The sequence below is a fragment of the Arthrobacter sp. 2MCAF15 genome (assembly GCF_052115605.1).
Lineage (GTDB): Bacteria > Actinomycetota > Actinomycetes > Actinomycetales > Micrococcaceae > Arthrobacter.
In genome coordinates this window covers 285,069-309,746 of record NZ_JBFRGZ010000001.1, presented here as the reverse complement: position 1 = coordinate 309,746, position 24,678 = coordinate 285,069, and the positions used below count along the sequence as shown (strand labels likewise).

At 69.1% G+C, this 24,678-nt stretch carries 24 protein-coding genes; 6 read left to right on the top strand and 18 right to left on the bottom strand.

All coding sequences use genetic code 11. The features are described from left to right. Positions 1-12: 12 nt before the first annotated feature. Positions 13-549: a flavin reductase family protein gene (locus AB4089_RS01375; RefSeq protein WP_441407538.1), complete on the bottom strand. Its 537-nt coding sequence runs from the start codon at positions 547-549 to the stop codon at positions 13-15. Between the two features lie 217 nt (positions 550-766). Between AB4089_RS01375 and AB4089_RS01370 the strand changes: the two genes are divergently transcribed. Then, positions 767-1,483 (top strand): IclR family transcriptional regulator, encoded by a 717-nt coding sequence (locus AB4089_RS01370; protein WP_441407537.1) that lies wholly within the window; start codon positions 767-769, stop codon positions 1,481-1,483. Positions 1,484-1,606: 123 nt separating this feature from the next. Here AB4089_RS01370 and AB4089_RS01365 read toward each other — a convergent pair whose 3' ends face one another. From AB4089_RS01365 to AB4089_RS01340, 6 genes are all read right to left on the bottom strand, one after another. Continuing rightward, positions 1,607-3,076: an MFS transporter gene (locus AB4089_RS01365; RefSeq protein WP_441407536.1), complete on the bottom strand. Its 1,470-nt coding sequence runs from the start codon at positions 3,074-3,076 to the stop codon at positions 1,607-1,609. Positions 3,077-3,184: 108 nt separating this feature from the next. Continuing rightward, positions 3,185-6,274 (bottom strand): AAA family ATPase, encoded by a 3,090-nt coding sequence (locus AB4089_RS01360; RefSeq protein WP_441407535.1) that lies wholly within the window; start codon positions 6,272-6,274, stop codon positions 3,185-3,187. Continuing rightward, the gene (locus AB4089_RS01355; protein ID WP_441407534.1) at positions 6,271-7,452 is read right to left on the bottom strand and encodes an exonuclease SbcCD subunit D; all 1,182 of its coding nucleotides are present in this window, start codon (positions 7,450-7,452) and stop codon (positions 6,271-6,273) included. Before AB4089_RS01355 ends, AB4089_RS01360 begins: the two co-directional genes overlap by 4 nt. A gap of 92 nt (positions 7,453-7,544) precedes the next feature. After that, on the bottom strand, positions 7,545-8,582 hold the full coding sequence (locus AB4089_RS01350) for an MIP/aquaporin family protein (RefSeq protein ID WP_441407533.1): 1,038 nt from the start codon (positions 8,580-8,582) through the stop codon (positions 7,545-7,547). A gap of 218 nt (positions 8,583-8,800) precedes the next feature. After that, positions 8,801-9,142 carry a DUF202 domain-containing protein gene (locus AB4089_RS01345; RefSeq protein ID WP_441407532.1) on the bottom strand — a complete coding sequence of 114 codons (342 nt, stop codon included), beginning with the start codon at positions 9,140-9,142 and terminating at the stop codon, positions 8,801-8,803. Continuing rightward, positions 9,139-9,495 (bottom strand): YidH family protein, encoded by a 357-nt coding sequence (locus tag AB4089_RS01340; RefSeq protein ID WP_390204633.1) that lies wholly within the window; start codon positions 9,493-9,495, stop codon positions 9,139-9,141. The genes AB4089_RS01345 and AB4089_RS01340 overlap by 4 nt, the downstream gene beginning before the upstream one ends. 215 nt (positions 9,496-9,710) lie before the next feature. Here AB4089_RS01340 and AB4089_RS01335 point away from each other — a divergent pair, with 215 nt between their 5' ends. Continuing rightward, positions 9,711-10,886 carry an ADP-ribosylglycohydrolase family protein gene (locus AB4089_RS01335; protein ID WP_441407531.1) on the top strand — a complete coding sequence of 392 codons (1,176 nt, stop codon included), beginning with the start codon at positions 9,711-9,713 and terminating at the stop codon, positions 10,884-10,886. Between the two features lie 661 nt (positions 10,887-11,547). Here the strand turns inward: AB4089_RS01335 and AB4089_RS01330 are convergent. Together AB4089_RS01330 and AB4089_RS01325 are read right to left on the bottom strand one after the other, a co-directional pair. After that, the gene (locus tag AB4089_RS01330) at positions 11,548-12,144 is read right to left on the bottom strand and encodes a DUF4395 domain-containing protein (protein WP_441407530.1); all 597 of its coding nucleotides are present in this window, start codon (positions 12,142-12,144) and stop codon (positions 11,548-11,550) included. A 160-nt stretch (positions 12,145-12,304) separates the two neighbouring features. Continuing rightward, positions 12,305-13,321 (bottom strand): exonuclease domain-containing protein, encoded by a 1,017-nt coding sequence (locus AB4089_RS01325; protein WP_441407529.1) that lies wholly within the window; start codon positions 13,319-13,321, stop codon positions 12,305-12,307. Positions 13,322-13,437: 116 nt separating this feature from the next. Between AB4089_RS01325 and AB4089_RS01320 the strand changes: the two genes are divergently transcribed. Continuing rightward, a complete protein-coding gene (locus tag AB4089_RS01320) occupies positions 13,438-14,205 on the top strand; it encodes a VTT domain-containing protein (protein ID WP_441407675.1) in 768 nt (255 codons plus the stop codon). 111 nt (positions 14,206-14,316) lie between these two features. On the opposite strand, the gene rdgB is transcribed toward AB4089_RS01320, so the two are convergent. The 6 genes from rdgB to clpS form a co-directional block, all read right to left on the bottom strand. Next, complete coding sequence (rdgB, locus tag AB4089_RS01315; RefSeq protein ID WP_441407528.1) at positions 14,317-15,009, bottom strand: RdgB/HAM1 family non-canonical purine NTP pyrophosphatase; 693 nt, start codon at positions 15,007-15,009, stop codon at positions 14,317-14,319. Beyond that, the gene (gene rph, locus AB4089_RS01310; RefSeq protein WP_377985165.1) at positions 15,006-15,764 is read right to left on the bottom strand and encodes a ribonuclease PH; all 759 of its coding nucleotides are present in this window, start codon (positions 15,762-15,764) and stop codon (positions 15,006-15,008) included. Before rph ends, rdgB begins: the two co-directional genes overlap by 4 nt. Before the next feature lie 48 nt (positions 15,765-15,812). Then, on the bottom strand, positions 15,813-16,610 hold the full coding sequence (locus AB4089_RS01305; RefSeq protein WP_441407527.1) for an MBL fold metallo-hydrolase: 798 nt from the start codon (positions 16,608-16,610) through the stop codon (positions 15,813-15,815). Next, positions 16,607-17,659: a glutamate racemase gene (gene murI / locus AB4089_RS01300; RefSeq protein ID WP_441407526.1), complete on the bottom strand. Its 1,053-nt coding sequence runs from the start codon at positions 17,657-17,659 to the stop codon at positions 16,607-16,609. The genes AB4089_RS01305 and murI overlap by 4 nt, the downstream gene beginning before the upstream one ends. An 85-nt stretch (positions 17,660-17,744) precedes the next feature. Continuing rightward, positions 17,745-18,311 (bottom strand): DUF2017 domain-containing protein, encoded by a 567-nt coding sequence (locus tag AB4089_RS01295; RefSeq protein WP_441407525.1) that lies wholly within the window; start codon positions 18,309-18,311, stop codon positions 17,745-17,747. Beyond that, positions 18,304-18,669 (bottom strand): ATP-dependent Clp protease adapter ClpS, encoded by a 366-nt coding sequence (gene clpS / locus AB4089_RS01290; protein ID WP_390204619.1) that lies wholly within the window; start codon positions 18,667-18,669, stop codon positions 18,304-18,306. Before clpS ends, AB4089_RS01295 begins: the two co-directional genes overlap by 8 nt. Positions 18,670-18,823: 154 nt before the next feature. Between clpS and AB4089_RS01285 the strand changes: the two genes are divergently transcribed. From AB4089_RS01285 to AB4089_RS01275, 3 genes are all read left to right on the top strand, one after another. Continuing rightward, positions 18,824-20,152: a nicotinate phosphoribosyltransferase gene (locus AB4089_RS01285; RefSeq protein WP_441407524.1), complete on the top strand. Its 1,329-nt coding sequence runs from the start codon at positions 18,824-18,826 to the stop codon at positions 20,150-20,152. After that, a complete protein-coding gene (locus tag AB4089_RS01280) occupies positions 20,153-20,836 on the top strand; it encodes an isochorismatase family protein (protein WP_441407523.1) in 684 nt (227 codons plus the stop codon). 121 nt (positions 20,837-20,957) lie between these two features. Next, positions 20,958-21,305: a hypothetical protein gene (locus tag AB4089_RS01275; protein WP_441407522.1), complete on the top strand. Its 348-nt coding sequence runs from the start codon at positions 20,958-20,960 to the stop codon at positions 21,303-21,305. A gap of 123 nt (positions 21,306-21,428) precedes the next feature. On the opposite strand, the gene AB4089_RS01270 is transcribed toward AB4089_RS01275, so the two are convergent. From AB4089_RS01270 to nagB, 3 genes are all read right to left on the bottom strand, one after another. Then, positions 21,429-23,213 (bottom strand): DEAD/DEAH box helicase, encoded by a 1,785-nt coding sequence (locus AB4089_RS01270; protein ID WP_441407521.1) that lies wholly within the window; start codon positions 23,211-23,213, stop codon positions 21,429-21,431. Positions 23,214-23,456: 243 nt separating this feature from the next. Beyond that, on the bottom strand, positions 23,457-23,774 hold the full coding sequence (locus AB4089_RS01265; protein ID WP_370122952.1) for a DUF3039 domain-containing protein: 318 nt from the start codon (positions 23,772-23,774) through the stop codon (positions 23,457-23,459). 60 nt (positions 23,775-23,834) lie between these two features. Beyond that, a complete protein-coding gene (gene nagB / locus AB4089_RS01260) occupies positions 23,835-24,617 on the bottom strand; it encodes a glucosamine-6-phosphate deaminase (protein ID WP_441407520.1) in 783 nt (260 codons plus the stop codon). Positions 24,618-24,678 lie beyond the last annotated feature (61 nt).

Below are 24,678 nucleotides of genomic sequence, written 5' to 3'. Positions count from 1 at the left end.
TCTGTGCGTGCCCTACAGCAGGTCCTCCATGCCCAGCTGGCTTTCCGGGATGGTGGTGAAGGTGCTGTTGGCGAATGCCAGGGCGTCGCCGTTGCGGTAGTTGAAGTCCACGACCTCGCCGACGTACAGGGTGTGGTCGCCGCCGTCGTACGCTGCCCACGGCTTGCATTCGAAGTAGGCGAGCACGTTGGACAGCCGCGGCGCGGTGTCTCCCTCCACCCACAGCGGCTCGGGGCCGGGGCGTCCGGCGAAGTGCAGCGCCAGGTACCGCTGTTCGGCGCCGAGGATATTCACCGTGAAGGGCCTCCCGGCGAGTTCGTCGTGGGCCTTGGCGGTGCGGGCGATGCTTACCAGCACCAGCGGAGGTTCCATCGAGACCGAGGTGAAGGAGTTCACGGTGATGCCGTGGCGCTTGGTCACCCCGTCGAAGGTCACGATCGCGACGCCGGTGGCGAACCTGCCGAGGCTGCCCCGGAAGTGGTTGGCGCGCGGGGCAGAAACCCGGCCCTGGATGTTCCCGGCCTGGTCGCGCGGCTTGGCAATCATCATCGATTCCTTGCGGTCGTGGCGGTTCCCTGGGCTGTGGTGGGATGAGCTGCGTTTTGGATGAGCTGGGCTTTGAACCAGCTGTGCTTTCTGACGAATCGTGTTCTATAATCGAACAAGTAATTCCCATATAGAACGCTAGCGGACCGTGTACGAGAGCACAAGGGCTATCCGGCATGATCGGCCGGTGTCCAGCGATCCCGCCCCTAGGATGGACCCCATGACCCCGAACGCCGGCACTGCGCAGGCCTCCCCGTCCCAGACGCTGTCCCGTGGCATCAGGGCGCTGGAGATTCTCGCCGAAGCCCAGCAACCGCTCACCATTGCCGAGCTCGCCGATGCCATGGGCGTCCACCGCTCAGTGGCCTACCGGATCCTGCGCACCCTCGAGGACCATTCGCTGCTGGTCCGCGACGACGGCGGCCGCGTCCAGCCGGGGCCCGGCCTCGCCGTCCTGGCGCGCGGCGTCTCCCGCGACCTGCAGTCGGCAACCCTGCCGGAACTGACCCAGCTGGCCAACACCTTGATGATGAGCGCCTTCGTGGCGGTCTGGGACCGGGAGCAGTGCGTGACACTGGTGACCGTGGATCCGCGGCACAGCGGAGCAGCTGTGGTCCAGCACCCGGGGTCGCGGCATCCCATCAGCGCCGGGGCCCCGGGCATCGCCATCCAGTCCGCCTTCGCTGAGCAGGAATGGCACGCGCTGTCCCCAGGCATCCCCTACCGGCCCGAGGCGGCCGAGGCCCGGACCCGCGGCTTTGCCGCGAGCCATGACGAGGTGATCCCCGGTGTGTCCTCCATTGCTGTCCCGTTGCGGGTGCCGGGCGGCAGGCCGGCTGCCCTCGCCGTCGTCTACATCCGTGCCGCACAGGATCCGGACGAGGTGGCCGGGGCACTCCAGGAGGCGGCGCGTCGCATCGAGGCGCAGCTCGGCTAGCTGCTGGTTTGGGTTTAGGCGGCCGGCGCCGCCCGCTTCCCCCCCCGTTGCTCTATCAGTAGGTGTCCTCTTGGCGCCGTTTTAGGGACCAAGAGTGATAGCGCAACGGCGGGTTAGCGGGGCTTAGGCGGCCGGCGCCGTCTTCCTTCCGCGTTGCCGGAGCACGACGGCGGCTGCCGTTCCCAGCAGGAACAGCGCCGTGGCGGCACACACGGGAACCAGGAACGCCGTCGAATATCCGAAGTTCTGGGCCAGCTGCCCGGCGATCGAAGATCCGAGCGCGGTGCCTGCGACAATGCCGCTGGCCAGGGCGGTCATGACCGTGCCGAGCTTGCCGGCCGGGGCCACGAGGCCGCCGATGGCGAACACAGTGACCATGAGCGGGCCCACGGGCAGGCCCAGAACCAGCAGGACCAGGATCATCGGCAGCGCGGTCGAGGGCAGCAACAGCAGCGGTGCGAGTCCGGCCATGAGGGCCGCGCACGCGATCCAGCGGGCGTTCACGCTAAAGCGCCGGGGCCAGTAGGCGACCGAGAGGGCCGCAGCTGCGGAGCTCAGTCCCATGACGGCGTAGAGCAGGCCCGCGAGTTCGGAGGTGGCGAAGCTGGCCGAAAAGGAACTCAGGGATGCCTGGGTGGAGCCGAAGAACGTGCCCATACATACCATCGCCAGCACGGGAAGCGCGACGGCGGCCAGGGTCCTGGCGCGCTGGGCCGCAGGGCGCGTCTCCCGGCGCCGGTCGCCGTCCGGGCCGTCGGCTGATCCGGCGGCGGGTGCGGCGGCCACGCCTGAAGCAGCAGCGGCCGGGCGCCGCGCTGTGCGGACCACCGCGTGGTGCGTGGGGTGGACGGCGAACGCCGGGACAAGGACGAGAGTCAGTACCGCGGCGAGGGCCAGCGGAAGCCACGGCGCGAGCAGGCTCGCGAGGATGCCGACGAGTGCCGGGCCGAGCACGAAGGTGAGCTCGTCCGCGGTGCTCTCATAGGACAGTGCGGTGTCCAGGTCCGCGGAATTGGCCGCCGCGCTGCGGCCGGGCCCGAAGGTCCGGGAAGTCAGCGCCATCCAGCGCACGCGTGCCAGCGGACCGACCTGCGGGCAGCTTGCGCCGGCCACGAACGCGGCGGCCAGGACGGGGACGGCGGCGGCAAGGTCCTTCGCCCCGGGGATGAGGTACGCCGCGAGGATCAGGGCAACAATGGCCACCGTATTGGCGACTGCGGACACGAGCAGGACGCCGCGCTGGCCGAGCCGGTCGGCGAGGACGCCCAGGACGGGGGCTCCCAGTGCGGAACCGATGCCGACGGCACCGGCCGCGGCGCCGCCCACGGCGTAAGAGTCCGTGACGGCGGTGACGAGCGTCAGGGCCCCGACGGTGAGCATGGCCAGCGGCAGGCGGGCGAAGAGCCCCAGCGGGATGAAGCTCCGGCCGGCGAGCAGCGGCAGCCGCGCGAAGCGGCCGCCCTTGGCCGGCTCAAATGCAGCGGCGGGTGCCGGTGCAGTGGCAGGAGCAAGCGCCGGTGCAGTGGCGGGCCGGGTGTCGGTCGAAAGGGGTGCGTCAAGAGTGGACGCCAGAGAAGACGGTGAAGGGTTCATGGTTTCCGGGTTCGGTCAATAATGCGCATCGTCCCTCCTCCCGATGCGCGCGACCCGGTAACAGATCAATGATAGCTGATTCCGCGACGGGCAACCCGTTGGCGTGGCTCAGACGCGAGCGTCGTCGCTGATGTGCAAGGTCGAGCCGCTGCGGCCCTTGACCACCTGGAGCTGGGTGCCAATGCGCTGCTTCATTTCCGCCACGTGGCTGACTAGTCCGACCACCCTGCCGCCGTCGCGGAGGCCTTCAAGGGCGTCCATAACCTGTTCCAGTGCCTGGTCGTCGAGGCTGCCGAATCCTTCGTCCACGAACAGGGTCTCGATGTCCACACCGCCGGACTCGTGCTGCACGACGTCGGCCAGCCCGAGGGCCAGCGCCAGCGAGGCCATGAAGGATTCACCGCCGGAGAGTGTGGCGGTGTCCCGGCGCTGGCCGGTCCACTCGTCGACGACTTCCAGGCCGAGGCCGGACTTCGCGCCGCGCGCGGCCTTCGCATCGGTGTGCTGAAGCGTGTAGCGGCCGTCGCTCATCCCGATCAGGCGTTCCGAGGCCGCGACCGCCACCTGCTCCAGCCGGGCCGCGAGGACATAGCTGTTCAGGCTCATGCGGTAGGTGTTGTCGCCTCCGCCCTTGGCCGCGTCGGCCACGGCGGCAAGCAGTGCGGCCCGGTCCCGGGGTTCCCTGCCGGCGGCGGCAAGTTCCTTGTAGTCACCGGCGATGCGTCCGAGGTTCCGCAGCGAGTTTTCCGCCAGTCCGGCCGCAAGTGCGGCTTCCCAGGCTGTGCGTTCGGCGGCCGCCGACTCCGCTTTGAGCTGTTCGAGGGCGGCGTCGCTGACGAGGTCCCCTGCGGCCCGCTCGGCTGCGGCCAGTGCGAGGTCTTCCCCGGCGAACAGTTCCTGGATCCGGGCGGCCTCGTCCTGTCCCGCCCGGATGGCGGTTTCGAGACCGCTGGCCACCGGTGCCGGCAGCAGTGCCTCCCGCGCCGCGGCCTCGGTGCCGAAACCGGCCGGGGGAAGCGACTCGTCAAGGTGCCGGCGTGCCTCCTGGGTGCGGGCGGCGGCCTGCTCGAGGGCGGACTGAGCGGCGTCGCCCCGCTCCAGGACCGCCGTCGTCGACGTCAGGGCGGCGATGCGTTGATCGAGGGTGGCATGGCCGGCGCGCAACTGCTCGAGGGCGTGTTCGAGGACTCCGGCCTGTTCCCCGACTTCGGTGATCGTGGACTGCGTTTGGGCGATGCCGGAGGCGGCGTCGGCCTGCGCCCGGTCCGCGGCGGCGATGGCCGCTTCGAGTTCGGCCAGCCGGGCTCGTCCCGCGGCGAGGTCCGTGGCCGCGCGGCCGGCCTCATCCGCCCGTTCCCGGGCCTGGGCCGCCTCCGCACGGGCTTCCTCCGGAGGCGTGTTGCCGCCCTGCGCCGCCAGGACGGCGACGCGCTGTTGTGCGTCGGAGAGCTCGCGGCCGAGGGCAGCGAAGGCCTCTTCGGCGAGGTCGGTGGCCTCTTGCGCGGCCTTCTCGGCCTCGGCGACCGTCAGCGCGGAGGCCGCGGCGGGGGCGGGCGAGGGGTGTTCCGGGCTGCCGCAGACGGGGCAGGGAACTCCGGCGAGGAGCTGGGTGGCGAGCTCGGCGGCGGCGTTCATCAGCCGCTGCTCACGGAGGTCCAGCCAGTGCTGCCTCCGGTCCTGGTGGACGTTCCGGGCCGCGGCGTGCCGGTCCTCGGTTGCCGAGCACTCGGCCTCGGCGGCGAGGAAGCGGCCAACGATGGTCACGAGTTCGTCGGCTGCCGTGGCCTCCTTGGTGCGCAGCTGGACTTCCGCAGCGAGTTCCTCGAGGGGACGGATGCCGGCGGAGATGGCCGCCGATTCCAAGCGCAGCACATCCAGGGCAGCGGCACTTGTCCGCTGCCCTGTTTCCAGCTCCTGGAGCTGCGCGCGCAGCGTGCTGCTGCGGTCAGTGAGTGCGATGAGCCGGGATTCGTCGGGCAGGCGTTCGGTGAGCACGGCCCGCAGGGACCTCAGCCGTCCGAGGGTGCTCCGCAGGGCCGCGCTGTCCAGCGGGGCGCGCCGGCCAGCAGCGCCAGCGCCGATGGAAGTGTCCTCGGCGCCGGCGTCGAGGAGGTCCTGCCCGGCGAGTTCGGGGTCCGTGGCTGCCGCAGTCCGCAGCTGCCGGGCGGCCTCCAGCAGGGCCTTTTCGGCCAGGTCCTCGGCCGCCGCGGCACTTTCGACGGCGCGCAGCTGGCCGCCCAGCACCTCGGCCTGGCGGTGCAGGCCAAGGGTTACGGCCTTTTGCGCCAGGACCGGCGCCTCAGCGTCGGCGTCGATCCGTCGCAGTTCCGCGGCGGCAAGCCTGGCGTGGCGGTTGGCCCGCGCGTTGGCGGCCTCCAAGACGGTGGCCTGTTCGGCGGCCCGTTGCTCGGCTGCTGCGGCGGCGGTCCGCCGCTCCTGCGCGGCGGTTGCGGCTGCGCCGTCCAGCCAGGCCAAGAGGGCGTCGGGCATGTCCCTCCCGGGGGCCCCGGCGGGGTCGAGGTCGAGCGCCGCGGTTTCTGACTCAGCCTGGGCCAGCAGCAGCTCCAGCCTCGTGGTCAGGCTGGCAACTTCGGTTTTGGCTGCCTGCGCCTGCCGGGACAATTCCTGTTCCACGGCCTCAAAGCGCTGGGTGCCGAACAGGCTCTGCAGCAGCTCCAGGCGGTCCGATGCCTTGGAGCGCAGGAACGCCGCGAAGTCGCCCTGCGGCAGCATGACCACACGGGTGAACTGGTCCCGGTTCATGCCCAGGACATCGGCGATCTCGGCACCGGCCTCATCATTCCGACCGGATTTTTCGACCCACGCGCCGTCGATCCGTTCTCGCAGCAGCGTGTTGGCCTGCTGGAGGGTGAAGCCGTTCTTGCCCCGGGCGCTCGGTTTGTCCCAGGCGGGCGCCCGGGAGACTTCGAAATGCCGGCCCTTAGCGGAGAACTCGCAGGTGACCCTCGGCTCTGCGGCCGTGTCCGCGTGGTCGCTGCGCAACCGCTTTCCGTCCTGCCGGGCCCCGGGCACCGACCCGTACAGGGCGAAACAGATGGCGTCCAGGACGCTGGTTTTGCCCGCGCCGGTGGCGCCGTTCAGCAGGAACAGACCGTGTGCGCTGAGACGGTCGAAGTCGATCCGCTCCGTGCCGGCGAACGGTCCGAAGGCGGAAATCTCCAGGCGGTGGATCCTCACAGGGATATCCCTTCCAGGCGCACGGCCTCGAGCGCTTCTGCGAGAACGGCTGCTTCGGCGTCGGAAGCGGGCCGGCCCCGGACGTGATCGAGGAATCCGCAGCAGACGGCGAGGTCATCGTCGGCTTCGGCAAGCCGGCTGCTGTAGCTGGCCTTCGGCGCCGCGCCGGCCCCTTCGGGATCGAAGCCGAGAACCAGGGTGTCGGGGAACCGCAACCGCAGACGGTCCATCGCTTGTGCCGGGCGGGCGGTGTCCGTCAGCGTGATCTGGCAATAGGCGCCCTCGGCCCAAGCGAAATCCTCCGATTCGAGGAGGTCCTCCAGTTTTCCGCGGAGCACGGCGAGATTCCGGGGCGCGTCCCACAGCACTTCGCGCACGTCGCCGATGCCTTCGGCGTCGACCTCCACGAGCCAGCTTCCCTTCCGGTGCTTGGCTTCCGAGAAGGAGTACGCCAGCGGCGAGCCGGAGTAGCGCACTGCGGGTGACAGCTCTTGCCGGCCGTGCAGGTGGCCCAGTGCCGTGTAGCCAAAGCCGTCGAAGAGATCCAGCGGGACAGCGCCGACGCCGCCGATGCTCAGATCCCGTTCGCTGTCGGAGCTGATGCCTCCGCTGGCGAAAGTGTGCGCCAGGACCACCGAATGGACGGTCCGGCTCTCACTGCGGCGCAGCACGTCTGCACGGATCCGTTCGGTGGCGGCGCGTGTGACCTCGAAGTGGCTGGCGGTCTGGACGGCCAGCTGCTCGGCGACGAGCCGGGGCTCCAGCCAGGGAATGCCGTAGATGGCCAGCAGCGGCGCAGCCTCGTCATCTGTCTTGTCCGTAAGCGGAAAGAGCACGGGGTGGTCAAGCTCGTCCAGCCGCGTGCGCAAATGCACTCCCCCGCGCTCAAGCAGCCGCGAAGCGAACCCCAGCCGGATGGCGGAGTCGTGGTTGCCGCTGGTCAGGACAACTTGGGCGCCGGCACCGGTGAGGCGCACCAGGGCGTCATCCAGCAGGCCGACGACGTCGACTCCCGGCAGCGCGCGGTCATAGACGTCCCCGGCGATGAGGACAACGTCCACGGCCTCTTCCCGGACAAAGGTCACGAGCTGGTCAATGAAGGCGCGCTGGGCATCCAGCATGCCGATGCCATGGAAGGACCGGCCCAAGTGCCAGTCGGAGGTGTGCAATAACCGCATATTCCTACGGTATCGGCTGCCACCGACACTCTTGCGCCACCACCCCGGAAGGGTGACGGAGGTCAACTAGGGGTAATCGTGGTGAAGGGTGGCTACTTTCCACCATTGCGGTCGAAGAAGCTGCGGGCCTCGTCGTTCTCGGCAGCCGCAGCCTTCGCTTTGCCGCTGCGCCCGGCGGGGGCGCCCTTGTCGGCGTCGTCCGCTGCGCCGCACCGCCGAGCGCCGGTCAGCCGAGCGCCGGTCAGTTCTGCGTCATCCAAGTCGGCGGCGTCGAAGTCGTCCAAGTCGGACCCAGCCAAATCGGCGTCGTTAGATTCGGCAGGTGTGAACGCTGCGCCAGCCGGGTCAGTTGTCTTGGCAGTCTGGGCGCCCTGCGCGAAGCCGCGGAAAGCCAGTCCCGCGATGGCCGCACCAACCACCGGCGCCACCCAGAACAGCCACAGCTGCCCGAGTGCATCCGGGCCGCTGAAGATGGCCGATGCCGTGGCCCGGGCCGGGTTGAACGGGACATTGCCGAGCGCCTGGCCAAGCTGCAGGAGCATCGCCGTCGTCAGGCCGACCGCGAAAGGAGCCGCCGCCCTGGCGGGGTTCCGGCTGGCCGTCGTGGCAAGGAAGACAGCCACGAGCAGGGCCGTGCCGAGGACCTCAACGAGCAGGACACCGGCCATGGGCACCTGGATGATGGAATGCTCGCCGAATCCGGCCGCCACGGTGGCGAAGGCGCCCGTGCTGTCGTTGATCGTCGGCACGGTGCGCAGGACACCGAACAGGGCCACGGCGCCGAGCGCCGCACCCACAAGCTGGGCTCCGATGTAGGCCGCGGCTGCGGCCAGGCGGATCCGGCCGGCGATGACGTTGCCAATGGTGACGGCGGGGTTGAAGTGGCCACCGGAAACGTAGCCGACGGCGAGCATCGCCGCCGTCAGCGCCAGGCCGGCGGCAAGGGCAGCGGGCAGCGGGTTCGACTGCGGAATGGTGAACAGCGGCACGCCCAGGCCTGCGACGACGACGATCAGGGTCCCCAACGCCTCGGCGGACAGCCGGGCGATGAGTCCCGGTCGGGGCGAAGCGTCGCCGACGGCCGGAGGCTGGACGCCAACGGACTCGGGGGCTGGCACAAGAAGGGTCATGTTCAGGACTTCCTTTGCTGGTGGCGGCGTGCCTGGGGCTGCACTTTGCGGCGTCCGGCCCGCCGCTGGGTTGTGGTCCGGGGAAGGCCTTGGCCGCCCGGAGAATAGGTCCGCCAGCAGTCTTCCAGCGGAATCTGGATGTTGGCTGGATTCTTGCCTAGTGCCCGTGAAGCGGCCCAACCGCCCTGTGCAGTTATCGGTCCTGTCCAGTTACCGGTTCAGTGCCCCAGGGCCACCGCAGTCACGGCGCTGGCGGCAAGGGCCACGACGGCGGCGGCGGCCCAGCGCAGGAGCGTCGCCGGCGGCGCGGCGTTGGAGCGCCGGAGCTCCCGCCCGCGGACCAGCACGCACACACCCAGGACCAGCGTGGCGGCCATGGCGACGAGCGCGCACACTCCAAGGAAATCGACGGGGACCGCTCCGCCGCCGCGGGACCCCGCGAGCGCCCAGCTGCGCCAGATCAGCAGGTCGGCCACGATCAGCGCGAGCATCGTCCGGCGCCAGGACAGGGATGTCCGCTCGGGCTGCAGTCCGGGATCCCGGGCCGGATCAGGGCTCACCGTGCCACCAGGATCAGGATGGCGAACACCAGGGCCGCGGCCGCGACGCCGATCGTCATCACCAGCATCACGGCGGAAAACGGCAGCTCCCGGTTGTTCCGCATGGCCGCCTCCATGAGTCCCCACCGGTGGTAGGACAAGGCGGCCAGGCCCGCGCCCAGGAACGCGAGGATGACGCACAGGACAATCCGCACGGGGCCGGGCGCGATCTCCGGGGCCAGCTGGTCGATCGCCAGGGCACCGGCAATCAGGGCCAGGGACGTGCGGATCCAGGCCAGGAACGTCCGCTCGTTGGCCAGGGAGAATCTGTAATCCGGTGTGTTCCCGGTCTTCCGCCACGCTGGTTCGCGCATTCGATTCCTCCGCTGCCGACGGATACGCCGCCGGCGGTTGCTTCGCCTGACCGCTGGACGGGCCCTAACAGCACCCTACCGGCGTTCCGCACCCGCCGCCCGTCCGGCACTGCACTGCACTGCACTGCACTGCACTACACAGTTGCGGCATTGCAGAGTGCGGCATTGCAGCGTGCGGTGCAACGGGTGGGGCGGCGCCGGGTAAATTTGAGGACATGAGCACCGAGCCCGGGACCACTCCCGCATCAGCCCCAAAACCCGGCCAGCCGGACTCCCCCGCCCCGGCCCACGGCTCGCGCATCCACGGCTGCCTGCTGGGGGGTGCACTCGGCGATTCGCTGGGCTACGCCGTGGAGTTCGATGACATTGCCGCGATCCGCGCCCGGTTCGGCCCCGCGGGACTGCAGGACTTTTCCGCGCTCGACGCCGGCAGCCCCTTCTCGGACGACACGCAAATGACCCTTTACACCGCGGACGGCCTCCTCGAGGCGCTGGAATGGGCGAACGACGGCGTGGCGGCGGACATCAACGCGTGCCTGTGGCTCGCGTACCTGCGCTGGCTGGGCACCCAGGGTGTCGCCGTCCCGCCGTCGGCCCCTTTCCAGCCGCCGCGCTGGATCGATGCCCAGGACGTTCTGAAGAGCAGGCGCTCGCCCGGCAACGCCTGCCTGAGCGGGCTCGCCACGGGCGAGATGGGTACCGTGCAGCGGCCGGTCAATCCCGAGGCCAAGGGCTGCGGCACCGTGATGCGCTCAGCGCCGTTCGGCCTGATCCCGCACCTCGGGCCCGAATTGGTCTACAAGCTCAGCGCGGACGCCGCGTCTCTGACCCACGGCCACCCCGCGGCGCGGCAGAGCGCCGGCGTCTTCAGCCTACTCATCCATGCCCTGGCCTCTGGCCTCGAGTTGCGCGAAGCGGCCCAGGCCGCCCTCGGGCACCTGCGCGGCGGCGTCCTGCGGAAGGGCGAAGAGCCGGATCCGGACGTGGTGGCCCGGTTTGAGGCAGCCCTGCAGCTGACGGGCGACCTTCCCGGCCACGGCGGTCTGCTCAGCCCCGAGGACCTGGTCAGCGAACTCGGCGAGGGGTGGGTGGCCGAGGAAGCCCTCGCCGTCGCGCTATACGCCGTGCTGGCCACCGCCCCGGGAACCGGGACAGAAACAGCGTCGGACTCCGGCATCGCCGGGCTGCCGGCCCAGAACCATTTCCGTGCCGCCATTGCGGTGGCGGTGAACCACAGCGGGGACAGCGACTCGACGGCGTCGATCGCCGGGAACATCCTGGGGGCGTACTACGGCGAGCGGTGCCTGCCGGCCGACTGGCTTGCGGAGCTCCAAGCGCCGGAGGTCATCCGAGGCATGGCCTCGAAGCTGGCGGACGTCACGGGCACCTAGCTGTACTGCGCCGGCCTGTCCGCTAGGCGCCAGGTCTCCGGCATTCGTGCTTCCGGCGTTCGTGCAGGGCGGGACCGTCCTTCTGCCGTCACCTGGGCCGGCTTCTGCACGGGATATGCCCCGTTGTGCCTCGCCGCAAGAGACATGTCCATCCCGGTTGCCGCACACCACCGGACATGCCCAGTCGTGCACCGCTGCGAGCGGCATGTCCATCCCGGTTGCCGCACACCACCGGACATGCCCAGTCGCGCATCCCTGCCAGGGGCATGTCCATCCGCCACTGCTGGGTACCCAGGACATGCCCAGTCCGCCGTCAGAACGCGGGACATGTCCCTCCCTGGCAGCCGCAGCTCAGGACATGCGCATTCGCGGGGGCGAGGACTGGACATAATGCCACTATGTCCAACTGTCAGAGCCTCCCGAGGACATGTCCAGAGGCAGACTCGCCGAAACCCAGACAAGCCGGATCCCAGGCCCATCGGAACCCGGACTCGCCGGACCCTTGGCCCGTCGGAAGGCAGACTCGCCGGGTCCCAGGCCCGCCTTTTCCTAGCCTCGCCGGGTCCCAGCCTCGCAGAATCCCAGCCTCGCCGGGTCCCAGCCTCGCAGAATCCCAGCCTCGCCGGAACCCAACCTCGCCGGAACCCAGCCTCGCCGGGTCCTAGGCGCGGCGGAGAGAGATGTTGTTGCAGGCTTCGCAGACGTCCTCGGGAATGAGGCCGCGGCGCTGCAGGAAGCCGAAGATGGTGCATCCGAGGCAGAACCCGGCGAATGCCTCCAGGGACGCAGCCGCGATCAGCACGGCAAGCAGGACCCACGCCGCCGGAGCGAGGCCGGCCGCCAGCAGCAGCGCGGCGGCCGTCGACATGGCGGCGCCCATGCCCTGGGCGAATCGCTTGGGCGGCCCGGGAACGAGGCGGGTCCGGCCGAGCCAGGGCGTCAGGATCTTAACCGAGAACTGGGCCAGGGGCGAGATCCGGGGGCCGAAGAGCACGCGCAGCCAGAACCCAGCCGCGATGATGGCGAGCCCCCAGCCGAAACCGGTCAGCAGGGTGACCGCGGAGAGCGCCACAACCAGGGCGGCGGTAATGCGGGCGGAGTACTCGTTCACCGGGTTCGGGAACGCGAATACCTTCCGCCAGTCAATACCGCGCTGCGACAGCACCCCATCCGACAGCACCGGCTGTGACGGCACCGACTCGGACGGCCCTGATTTCGACGGGACAGCGGGGGTCTGTGCATCCGGCAGTTTGCTCATCCGCCAAGGCTACGAGCGGGCCCGCCATGCCGGGAATGATTGTTGCGCCGTGTGACTGCGGGTTCAGGCGGGACGGGTTCAGACGGGACGGGTTCAGGCAGGACGGGTTCAGACGGGACCGGTCCAGGCGAGTCAGGCAGGCCCGGTTCAGAAGGCAGGCTCAGGCGGGGACGGCGGCCACGTGTCCGCCGACCATCTGCAGGAATTCGCCCTCGGACAGCACTTCGATCTGCTGCCCGCGGTCGTGCAGTTCCAGGACGCGGCGGGCCTTGCCGGTGAGCCGGCCCGAGCGCAGGTCCGCGGCCACAAAGCCGTCCCCCACCACCAGGACGGTGGTGCGGGCCGTGACCCGGCTTTCAGGCCTGGCGCCAAGCTCGGCGGATCGGACCTTGGCTTCGGGGCGGGGAATCGCCAGTTCGCCGGTGAAAACGACAGTCTGGCCGAACAGCGGGTGGTCCGGGCTGGCCGCAGCATTGGGCACCGGGTTGGGGCCTTCCTCCGGCCACCCGGCGGCGAACGGCCGGCGTGACGGCGCAGCTGCATTTCCACCCGCGAGCGCCTCCAGCGCGGCGACGGTGGCTTTGGACAACGGGTCGCGCCGGGGGTCGAAGGCCGGCTGGCGCGACACCGCCAGGCCCAGTGACAGATAGAGTTCCGCGATGCTCGCCGCCCCGTTGCGGGCGGCGATGTCGATCAGGATGCCGGCACAGGCACGGGCGTCCTCGGCGGCATCGTGATGGTTCACCAGCGGCACGCCGGCTTCCTCGGCCGCGTACGGCAGCGAATTGGACACCAGGGAATAGCAGCGCCGGGACAACATCACCGTGCAGACGTAGTCATAGGCGGGTCCGGGCAGCCCGGAGACTTCCAGGCCCGAGCGGATCACGCCGAGGTCGAACGCCGCATTGTGGGCCGCCAGCACGTCACCTCCAATGAACGCGCCGATCTCGGGAAAGAGTTCCCCGAACCGCGGCAGTCCCGCCACCTGCTCCGGCCGGATGCCGTGGATCCTGACGTTGTGGTGATCGAACGCGTCATGGTTTTCCGGCGGCCGCATGAGCCAGGAGGCTTCCTCCACGACGACGCCGCCGCGGACCTTGCTCAGGCCAACAGCACACGGCGAACCGCGGAAGCCGTTTGCGGTCTCAAAGTCGATCGCCGTAAAGTCCAAACCCACGGCCCCAACATTACCGTCCGCCGGCTCCGCCTCCCGCCGTGGCACGACCACCGGAAGCCGGCCCCCGGGCCCGGCCGTCACCGGTCAAGTACCCTTAACGGGTGAACGTACTAGCAATGAGCGACCTCGCCGTGTCCGCCCTCGGCGGCGCCGGCCCCGTCCAGCCTCATCTGGCCTCCTTCCTGCCCGACTGGCTCAACCCGCAGGTCTTCCTCGCGAATCCGGCCTTCGCGCCGTGGGTGGTCCTCCTTGTCTGCGGCATCATCTTTGCCGAGACCGGGCTGTTGATCGGCTTCTTCCTGCCCGGGGACTCCATGCTGTTCACGGCCGGCCTGCTTGTGGCCACCGGCACCATCCAGGTCAACATCTGGGTCCTGACCGCCCTTATCATCGTCGCCGCCATTGTCGGCAACCAGGTGGGCTACCTGATTGGGTCCAAGGCGGGACCTGCCCTGTTCAACAGGCCCAATTCCAAGCTGTTCAAGCGTGAAAACGTGGATAGCGCGCATGCATTCTTCGAAAAGCACGGCGGCAAGGCCCTGATCCTGGCCCGGTTCGTCCCCATCATCCGCACCTTCGTCCCGGTGATCGTGGGCGTCGCGCAGATGAGCAAGCGCAAATTCTTCACCTACAACGTTATCGGTGCCGTGCTGTGGGGCGGCGGCGTCACGCTCCTGGGCTACCTGCTCGGGGACAAGGTGCCGTGGGTCAAGGACAACCTCGACATCATCTTCATCGCCATCGTGCTGGTCTCGGTCATCCCGATCGCCATTGAAGTCATCCGCGGCATCATAGCCAGGCGGCAGTCCGAGAAGTACGGCACGGACGTCGTCGAGGAATTCATCGAAGAACATGAGCCGGAAGAAGAGCGCAAGACCCCCTAAGCGCCCTCAATGGCAACGCTGTGAACGAAGGAGGGCGCCCCACCGTGTGGGGCGCCCTCCTTCGTTTAAGGCCTGCCGCAGTTTAAGGCCGGCGGCGAGAACGCCTGCAGGCTATTTCCCGGACAGGGCCTCGACGATGGCCGGCAGCAGTGCCCGGAACGCATGGCCCCGGTGGCTGATGGCGTTCTTCTCCTCGGAGCTGAGCTCGGCGCAGCTGCGGTCCAGCCCGTTCGGCTGCAGGACGGGGTCGTAGCCGAAGCCACCCTCGCCGCGCGGTTCCCGCAGGAGAGTCCCTTCCAGCTGCCCGTATTCGACGACTTCCCGGCCGCCGTCGGGCGAGGACCCGGGCACCGCCAGCGCCGCGGCGCAGACAAAGGCGGCCCCCCGGTATTCGTCCGGCACGTCGGCCAGCTGGGCGAGCAGGAGCTGCAGGTTCGCGGCGTCGTCGCCGTGCCGGCCGGACCAGCGCGCCGAGAAGATCCCGGGCGCTCCGCCGAGGACGTCCACGGAAAGTCCGGAGTCGTCGGCGATCGCCACCAGCCCTGTTGCCTCGGCCACGGCCCGCGCCTTCAGCAGCGAGTTTTCGGCGAAAGTCACGCCGGTTTCGGCGACGTCGGGGCCCCCGACGGCGCCGGCGTCCACCACCTGCGTGTCGACGTCGAGCCCGGGCACCTGGCCGCGGAGCAGTTCGCGGAGTTCGCGGAGCTTGCCCTTGTTGTGGGTGGCGAGGACGAGCCGCGGGGCGGGGCCGTCAGCGCCCGGGCCGCCGGCATCCGGCGCTCCCGTGGACGGCGCGTCCGTCACGGGGCCTCCGCCAGGGTGTCGCGCTGGATGGCGGCGAGCTGCTCGGTGCCCAGCAGTGCCAGGTCCAGCAGCTTGTTCAGCTCGTCACGGTCGAAGGGTGCGCCCTCGGCCGTGCCCTGGACTTCGACGAACTTGCCGGAGCCGGTCACCACCACGTTCATGTCGGTCTCGGCGCGCACGTCTTCGACGTAGGGCAGGTCGAGCATCGGCACGCCGTCGATGATGCCGACGGACACGGCGGCGATCGTGTCGATCAGGGGCTCGGCGTTGCGGCCGATCATCTTCTTCTCACGGGCGAAGCGGATGGCGTCCGCGAGTGCCACGTAGGCACCGGTGATGGCCGCGGTGCGGGTACCGCCGTCGGCCTGCAGCACGTCGCAGTCGAGCACGATCGTGATTTCGCCCAGGGCTTTGGTGTCGATGATGGAGCGCAGCGAGCGGCCGATCAGCCGCGAGATCTCGTGGGTGCGGCCGCCGATCTTGCCCTTGACCGATTCACGGTCGGACCGGGTGTTCGTCGCCCGCGGCAGCATGGCGTACTCGGCCGTGACCCAGCCGCGGCCCTCGCCCTTGAGCCAGCGCGGCACGCCCTCCGTCAGGGAGGCCGTGCACAGGACCCTGGTGTTGCCGAACTCGATCAGGGCCGAACCCTCGGCCTGCTTGGACCAGCCGCGGGTAATGCTGATCGGGCGCAGCTGGTCGGGAGTACGGCCGTCGGCGCGGATAACGGGAACACTGGGAGCTTGGGAAGTCATGTCTTTAGCTTATCGACTCGCCCGGTGCCGCCCGCGCCGGCATTACAGCTAGACGGTGTAGTGCACACCGGCGACGGCGACGGCCACGTCCTTGCCGAAGACCTCCTTGGCCTCGGCCATGACGGTGGTCGGGGACGTCCAGACGGGAATGTGCGTCAGCAGCAGCCGCCGCGCCCCGGCGGCGACGGCGGCCTCCCCCGCCCGCTTGCCGGTCAGGTGGACGTCCTTGATCGCGTCGTCGCGGCCTTCCTCGAAGGCCGCCTCGCACAGGAAGAGGTCGGCGTCGCGGGCGGAGTCCTCAAGGCCCGCGCAGGAGTCCGTGTCCCCGGAGTAGCTCAGGATACGGGTCACGGGCGTGCCGTCCTTGGCGGGCTCCGTGACCTCCACACGGAGGGCGTACGCCTCCTCGACCGGATGGTTCACCGCGTAGGGCGTCACCGTGAACGGGCCGAGGGCCACCTGCTTGCGCTCGGACCAGTTGCTGAAGTCGAATTCCTCGTGCATGCCCGGGTCCAGGTCCAGGCCGTACGCCGTTGCCATCCGGTCGGCCGTGGCGGCCGGTCCCCACACCGGGATCCTGCCCCTTCCCCAGCCGCCCGGCTTCCAACGCACGGCAACGTGGAGCCCGCACAGGTCCATGCAGTGGTCCGGGTGCAGGTGGGTGAGGAAAATGGCGTCGATGTCCTCCAGGTCCGTGTAGCGCTGGATGGCGCCGAGCGCCCCGCTGCCGAGGTCCAGGACGATCTTCCAGTTCCGCTCGCCGTCGTTGGCGGTCAGCAGATAGCACGACGCCGGCGAGCCGGGCCCCGGGAAGGACCCGGTACAACCCACGATAGTCAGCTTCACAGCAGTGTTCCCCCGCCCGCGGATCCGCCCACGAAGTTCGAGATCCGCGGCCGGACGGCACCGGCCTGCGCGGCGGCGGACTGCGCCGCGGCAATCATTTCCGGGGTGATCCGGGCGAGGCTGCCGGTGGGGTATTGCGCTGCGACGTGGTCCACGTGGCGGACGCTGAGGACCTCGGGGCCAAGGAAACGCCGGGCGAGGTGCTCGAACTGGGCGGCGTCGCCGGTGGCAATGAAATTGTGTTCGGGGGCCGTGGCGTCTGTGCGCTCCAGGCCACGGGAGGCCAGGGCCCGGTAGACGTCCTTGGCCGTTTCCTCGGCGCTGGAAACCAATGTGACGTCCTCGCCCAGGACGAAGGAGATCACGCCGGTCAGCAGCGGGTAGTGCGTGCAGCCGAGCACCACCGTGTCCACCCCAGCGGCAATGAGCGGCGCTAGGTACTCGCGGGCGACGGCCAGCAGTTCCGCTCCCGTGGTGATCCCGGCCTCCACGTACGGCACGAACGCCGGGCAGGCCACGGACGTGATCTCCAGGTCCGGGGCTGCGGCGAATGTGTCCTCGTAGGCGCGCGAGCCCACCGTGGCCGAGGTCCCGATCACGCCCACACGGCCCGTGCGGGTGGCAGCGACGGCGCGGCGGACGGCCGGCTGGATCACTTCGATGACGGGGATCCCGTAGCGGGCTGTGTAGCGTTCGCGGGCGTCGCGCAGCACTGCGGCGGATGCAGAGTTGCAGGCAATGGTCAGGAGCTTGACGCCGGAATCCACGAGCTCGTCCATGACACCGAGGGCGTTGGCCCGGACTTCGGCGATGGGAAGGGGCCCGTAGGGGCCGTGCGCCGTGTCCCCGACATAGAGGATGGATTCGTTGGGCAGCTGGTCGATGATGGACCGGGCCACGGTGAGGCCGCCCACGCCGGAGTCGAAGACGCCAATGGGCCGCGACCCCAGCTCCAAAGCCGGTTCGGGCCCGGTGGGGGCCGTTGCGTTGTTGCGGGCTGGGGAGTCCGCAGCAGCCCCTGCCGGATCCATATTCGATGCTGAAGTCATGATTATTCGAGGATAGGACAACGCTTGCGGAGCGGCCATCACATTGTGGCGCTCAACTCGTGTCTCGTAGGTCACACCCTCGCGCTCAGCGCCGGGCATCGAGCGAGTGCACCATGGCCTGGACCAGCGACTCCTGCAGCCAGGTGGTGAAGTTGTACACCAGGGCCAGGTAGCTTTCGACGTCCTCGGCCTGGGACCAGTCCTGCATGAGGTGGACGTTGTCCGCGTCGGCGTCGTCGCGGATGTCGAGGCGTTCGGCGAGCACCAGCCGGACATCGTTGAGTGCGGTGGCCCAGTGCCCGGCGTCGGCCTGGGTCAGCACGAGGTCCTCCCGGTCCAGGCTTAGGGCGGCCGCCTTCAGCGCGCCGATCTTGCTTTCGCGCAGCGAACGCTCCGTATAGCGGCGGAACTCCAGGGAGGCGTCGGCGTCGTTCTTCACCACGTTCGGCAGCAGCCGCCGCAGGGCGCGGTCCGAGGGTTCGCGGGCTTCTGCGTCCAGCCCCACCAGGGCGGCCAGTGGGTCCTCGTTGGCGCGCTCCTCGGGCTCGAGCATGGAGATCACGTCGTCGAAAAGGCTGCGCAGCAGCTCCCGCTCGGCCGGCTCGAGAAAGCCCCGGATGCCCTTGAGCCCGTACTTGAATGCCTTAGCCACGTTTTCCTTTGCCTTTGCCCGAACCGCTCCCGCTGCCGCCGGTGGCTTTTTCCACCGTCGCCCACAGGCCGTAGCCATGCATGGCGACGGCGTGCTGCTCCACCTGCTCTTTGCTCCCGTGCGCCACGATCGAGCGTCCCTTCTTGTGGACCTCCATCATGAGTTTGTTGGCCTTGGTCTCCGAGTAGCCGAAATAGCTGCGGAACACGTAGCTCACGTAGCTCATCAGGTTCACCGGATCGTTCCAGATCACGAGGTTCCAAGGGATGTCCGGGGCCGTCAGGACGTCGCCTGACGTCACTGTTCCGGTCTGGGTGCTCTCCCGTGTGTCGGGGCCGAGCGCAACGCTGAGGGTCATCTGTCCATTCTATGGGGAGGCTGGGCCCACGCCGGCGAGGGCCCCACGGCGAAGCGAAGCGAGACGAGGGAGCCGGTGGCTGGGCCCACGCCGGCGAGGGCCCCACGGCGAAGCGAAGCGAGACGAGGGAGCCGGTGGGGACTAGAGTGAATTTGTGAGTACCTCAGCTGGCTGGGACCGTCCCCGCACGTCCCTGTACACCGACCACTACGAGCTGACGATGCTGCAGGGTGCTTTGCAGTCCGGCGCGGCACACCGGAAATCCGTCTTCGAGGCCTTTGCCCGGAGGCTGCCGGACGGGCGCCGCTACGGGATCGTGGCGGGCACCGGCCGCCTGCTGGAGGGGATCGCGAACTTCCGCTTCGGCGAGCCGGAACTGGACTACCTGCGCCGCACCAAGGTGGTCAACGACCAGACCCTGGACTACCTGGCCGGTTACAGCTTTTCCGGCGACATCTGGGGCTATCCGGAGGGTGAGGCGTACTTCCCGAACTCCCCCGTGCTGATCGTCGAATCCACCTTCGCCGAGGCCTGCATCCTGGAGACCTACCTGCTCTCCGTGCTCAACCACGACTGCGCGATCGCCTCCGCCGCCTCCCGGATGATCTCGGCCGCCGGCACCCGCCCGTGCATCGAGATGGGCTCGCGCCGGACGCACGAGGAGTCGGCGGCCGCAGCTGCCCGGGCCGCGGTCATCGCCGGGTTCGACAGCACCTCGAATCTGGAGGCCGGATTGCGCTACGGGCTGAAGACCGTCGGCACGGCCGCCCACTCCTTCACCCTCCTGCACGACTCCGAGCGCCAGGCCTTCGAGGCCCAGATTGCCGCCTTCGGGCCGGACACCTCCCTCCTGGTTGACACGTACGACGTCGAAGCGGCCGTCCGTACCGCCGTCGACCTCGCCGGGGACAAGCTGGGCGCAGTCCGTCTGGACTCCGGTGACCTCGTGGCCCAGGCCCAGTGGGTCCGGCAGTTGCTCGACGAGCTCGGCAACGACCGCACCAAGATCGTGGTGACCTCGGATCTCGACGAGTTCGCCATCGCCGCGCTTCAGTCCGCGCCGGTGGATTCCTACGGCGTGGGCACCTCGCTCGTCACCGGTTCCGGGGCACCGACGGCCAGCATGGTCTATAAGCTTGTCAGCCGCACCGACGGTGACGGCGAGTTCATCTCCGTCGCCAAAGCAGCCAAGAACAAAGCCAGCAAGGGCGGGCGCAAGTACGCGCTGCGCAAGCTCAACGAACGCGGAACCGCCACCGCAGAAATCGTCGGCGTCGGCCATCACCCGGAGGACGACGGCAACGACCGTCCGCTGCTGCAGCAGTTCGTCAAGAACGGCGAGATTCTTCCGGGGTGGACTGGGCCCGAAGGGGTCCAGCGCGCCCGACGGCGCCACGCGGAGACCATGAAGGAACTCCCCGCTGTGGTCAACCGGCTCCAGCGCGGCGAAGCGGCCATCCCCACCATCTACGAGGAGGACTGAATGTCCCGCGCCCTGATCATTGTCGACGTCCAGAACGATTTCTGTGAGGGAGGTGCCCTGCCCGTCACCGGCGGGGCGGAACTCGCCGGCGAGATCAGCGAGTACGTTGACGCCCACCACGGCCAGTTCGACCACGTCGTGGCCACCCAGGACTGGCACATCGATCCGGGCGCGCATTTCTCCGAGGAACCCGACCACGTGGACAGCTGGCCGCCGCACTGCGTGGCGGGCACCCGCGGGGCCGAACTGCATCCGGACCTCGATCCCGAATTCATCCAGGCCTACTTCCGCAAGGGCCAGTTCGCCGCGGCGTATTCCGGCTTCGAAGGGCTGCTGGCCCCTGAGGACGATGTCCCCACCGGGGACCGGAAACCCGGCGCCATGCCCGTGTCCGGAATCGGCACCGAGGACGCCCCGGGTTCTTCAGCCTCCAGTGCTTTCGCCGGCACTGATTTCGCCGCTGGCGAGGAGGCGATCGGGCTGGATGACTGGCTGCAGAGCCACGACGTGGAAGACATCGTGGTGGTGGGAATCGCCACGGACTACTGCGTCAAGGCGACCGCCCTGGATGCGGTGCAGGCCGGCTACTCCGTCACGGTGCTGCGCGGCCTGACGGTCGGTATTTCCGACGACCTCGACGACGCGGTGGCCGAGATGGAGCTCGGCGGCGTCGATGTCCTCTGAACGGCTGCGCTCCTCTCCCCCGGGCCGTGTGGCCCGCAACAGCTGGCGGGAAAAGGCCGCCGCCAAAGTAGACTCGAAACCGTTGCCCTATCGTCTTACCCGTAGAACCCCGGAGTACACCATGAAGAAGACCCTGACCGTTCTGATTGCCGCTGGCGCGCTGCTCGGCGCGGCCGGCTGCTCGGCCGCGCCGCAGCTGAGCAACGAGGAAACCTGCGCCCGGGTCAAGACCGTGGTCTCCGCCCAGTCGGCGACGTCGGACAAGGCCGGCATGACCAGGGTCGCCAACCAGCTGCGGCCTATCAAGGCGGCAGCCTCCGATGACCTTCGGGCTCCGCTGCAGACCATCATCGAATACTTCGACGAGTCGGCCAAGCCCTCACCGGACACGGCCAAGCTCGAGGACATGAAGGCGGACTACACCGCGGCAGGCCAGAAATACGGCCAGGTCTGCGGCAGCGGCCAGTAGCCGACACGCCTCCGTTAGACACAGCAGAGGGACCAGGCCGTCGGCCTGGTCCCTCTGCTTTTGCCCCTGTGCTGTGGCCCTGCGCGTTGGACCTGCGCGTTGCCCCTATGCGTTGGCCGGCGGCTATTTCCGGCCGATGAACCAGTCCTGGAGCTTCCGCAGGCGGGTCTGCAGCTGTTCCTCGTTGGCCTGCGCGACGGCGGGGCCGCCGCAGACGGTCCGCAGCTTGGTGTGGATGACGCCGTGCGGGGTCCCGGTCCGGGCCGACCACGCGGCCACGTTCTTGGCCAGCTCGGTGCGCAGGTCCATGAGCATCCGGTGGTCCGGCACGGCCGGGGCAACCGGTTCGGCGCCGGCCTGCGGGGAGCGCCTGTTCTTCCGGTTGAGCTGTTCGTGCTGGCGCTGGCGCAACAGCGTGCCCACCTGATCGGCGTCCAGCAGGCCCGGGATTCCGAGGAAGTCGAGCTCGTCCTCCGAGCCAACCTCTCCGCCCGTGCCGAATTCGCCGCCGTCGAAGAGCACCCGGTCAAAGGACGCCTGGGAGTCCAGGGCCTCGAACTTGCCCTTCATCAGCGAGTCGGAGGCCTTTTCCTCGCGGTTCGCCTCGTCCATGAGCGAGTCCTCGGGATTGAACAGCCCGTCGCTGTCCTCCTTCTCGGGGCGGTCCAGGGCGTGGTCGCGCTCGGCCTCCATCGAGTTGGCCAGCGCCATCAGCTGCGGGACGGACGGCAGGAAGACCGATGCCGTCTCGCCGCGCTTGCGGGCACGCACGAAGCGTCCCACGGCCTGGGCGAAGAACAGCGGGGTGGACGTCGAGGTGGCATAGACGCCGACGGACAGCCGCGGGACGTCCACGCCTTCGGAGACCATCCGGACGGCCACCATCCAGCGCTTCTCGCTGGCGGTGAATTCCTCGATCTTGCTGGAGGCCTTGGCGTCGTCGGAAAGGATGACGGTGGGCGACTCGCCGGTGATCTTCTTCAGCTGCCCGGCGTACGCGCGGGCGTCCTCGTGGTCGGTGGCGATGACCAGGCCGCCGGCATCCGGGACACTGCGCCGGACTTCGCTGAGCCGTTTGTCCGCGCCGGCGAGGACGGCGGGGATCCATTCGCCGGCCGGGTTCAGCGCGGTCCGCCAGGCCTGTGAGGTGATGTCCTTCGTGACGGCCGACTCGCCGAGCGATGCGGCCATTTCGTCTCCGGCACTCGTGCGCCAGCGCATCTGGCCGGAGTACGCCATGAACATCACCGGGCGGACCACGTGGTCGCGAAGGGCCTTGCCGTAGCCGTAGGTGTAGTCGGCCTTGGAGCGCCGGATCCCGTCCCGGTCCTCGGCGTACTCCACGAACGGGATGGGCGAGGTGTCGGAACGGAACGGGGTGCCGGTCAGGGAGAGCCGGCGGGCCGCGGGGTCGAACGCCTCGCGGAGGCCGTCACCCCAGGAGAGCGCCTCGCCGCCGTGGTGGATCTCGTCCAGGATCACCAGCGTGCGTGCGGCTTCGGTCTTGGCCCGGTGGAGCATGGGCTTGCTGGCCACCTGGGCGTACGTCACCGCGACGCCGATGAACCCGCGGCCGTGCTGGCCGTCGGCGTTCTTGAAGTTCGGGTCGATCGCGATGCCCACCTTGGCAGCCGCGTCGGCCCACTGGCGCTTCAGGTGGTCGGTCGGCGCCACGATCGTCACGCGGTTGACCACACCGGAGTCGATGAGCATGGACGCCACGCGCAGGGCGAACGTCGTCTTACCCGCGCCGGGGGTCGCGACGGCGAGGAAATCCTTGGGGTGGGTGCTGAAGTAGTTGTCCAGCGCCTCCTGCTGCCAGGCGCGCAGCTTGGGGGCGGTGCCCCAGGCTGCCCGCTCGGGATACGCGGGAGGAAGCGTGGGGCCGCCGAAAAGTGTCTCTGTCATTGAGGCGCCCTCCATCCGCGCATGGCTGCAGCCGACGGGGAAACCCAATTAAGCACAAAAACACCAATCTTTTTCGGATGGACCGTAAGGCAGGAACCGGACAGCAGGGACCGGAAACAGAAGAACAGGAAGAACACAGCGGCGCGGCCAAGCACCTGAAGAAGCGCAAAAAAAGACGTGCCAAAAGGAAGTGCCGTCAAAAGACGCCGGACCAGGGACGGCTAGCGGATCCCGTGCGAAGCGTTACTTGTCGCCGGAGCCCTTGCCGCCGTCGTTCCCGGGGCGCAGGCCCTCGTAAACTTCCTTGCATTCGGGGCAGACGGGGAACTTCTGCGGGTCCCGGCCCGGTGTCCAGACCTTGCCGCAGAGCGCGATGACCGGTTCACCGGTCAGCGCCGATTCCATGATCTTTTCCTTGCGCACGTAGTGCGAGAAGCGTTCCCGGTCGCCGGGTTCCACTTCCTGGCGCAGTTCCTCGCGCTCGATCGTGGCCGTTGACGTCCCGGCTCCGGAGAGCTCGCGCATCGGATCGTTTTCGAGAGGATCGGTCATGCTAGTCATGACACCCATCTTAGCCGTTGGATGGGCTCCGCCGGACCGGCGGGACGGCGCCGCGCGAGCCTACAGGCCCTGCCAGGGAGGTTTGTGCTCATAGCTGTGGCGGTAGTAGTCCGCCAGCCGAAGCGACGACGCCGCCGCCTCGTCCACGAGGATGGTGGCATGCGGGTGCAGCTGCAGCACGGACGCCGCACAGATGGCGGCGACGGGGCCCTCCACGAGATCCCGGACGGCCTGGGCCTTTTGCGCACCGGTGGCGGCCAGGATGACGTGGCGGGCATCCAGGATGGTGCCCAGGCCCTGGGTCAGGACGTGATGCGGCACATCGGCCAGGCTGCCGAAAAAACGCGCGTTGTCCCGGCGTGTCTGCTCGATCAGGGTCTTGATCCTCGTCCGGGAGGCCAGGGAGGAGCCTGGTTCGTTGAAGCCGATGTGGCCGTCCGTTCCGACGCCGAGCAGCTGCAGGTCAACGCCCCCGGAGGCGCGGATTGCGTCCTCATAGGCCCGGCAGGCAGCCGGGATGTCCTCCGCGGCGCCGTCGGGCACGTGGACGTTGGCCGGGCTGATGTTGACCCGTGCGGTGAATTCGCGCGCGATCACCTCACGGTAGGACTCCGGGTGGCCCGCCGGCAGGCCCACGTACTCGTCCAGGGCGAACGCCTGTGCCTGGCTGAAATCCAGGCCGTCGCGCTCGTGCCGCAGGGCCAGCTCACCGTAGATCGGCAGCGGCGTGGACCCTGTGGCCAGGCCCAGCACGGCGTCGGGCTTGCGGCGAAGAAGGGCCTCCACCGCATCCGCCGCCAGCGACGCGATCTGCTTGCTGGCGGGAAGGATCACAACTTCCATGGTCCCTGCCTTTTGCCGGGTGCTCGATGCTGTGCTGTCCCGATACTGTGCAGTCCCGAGA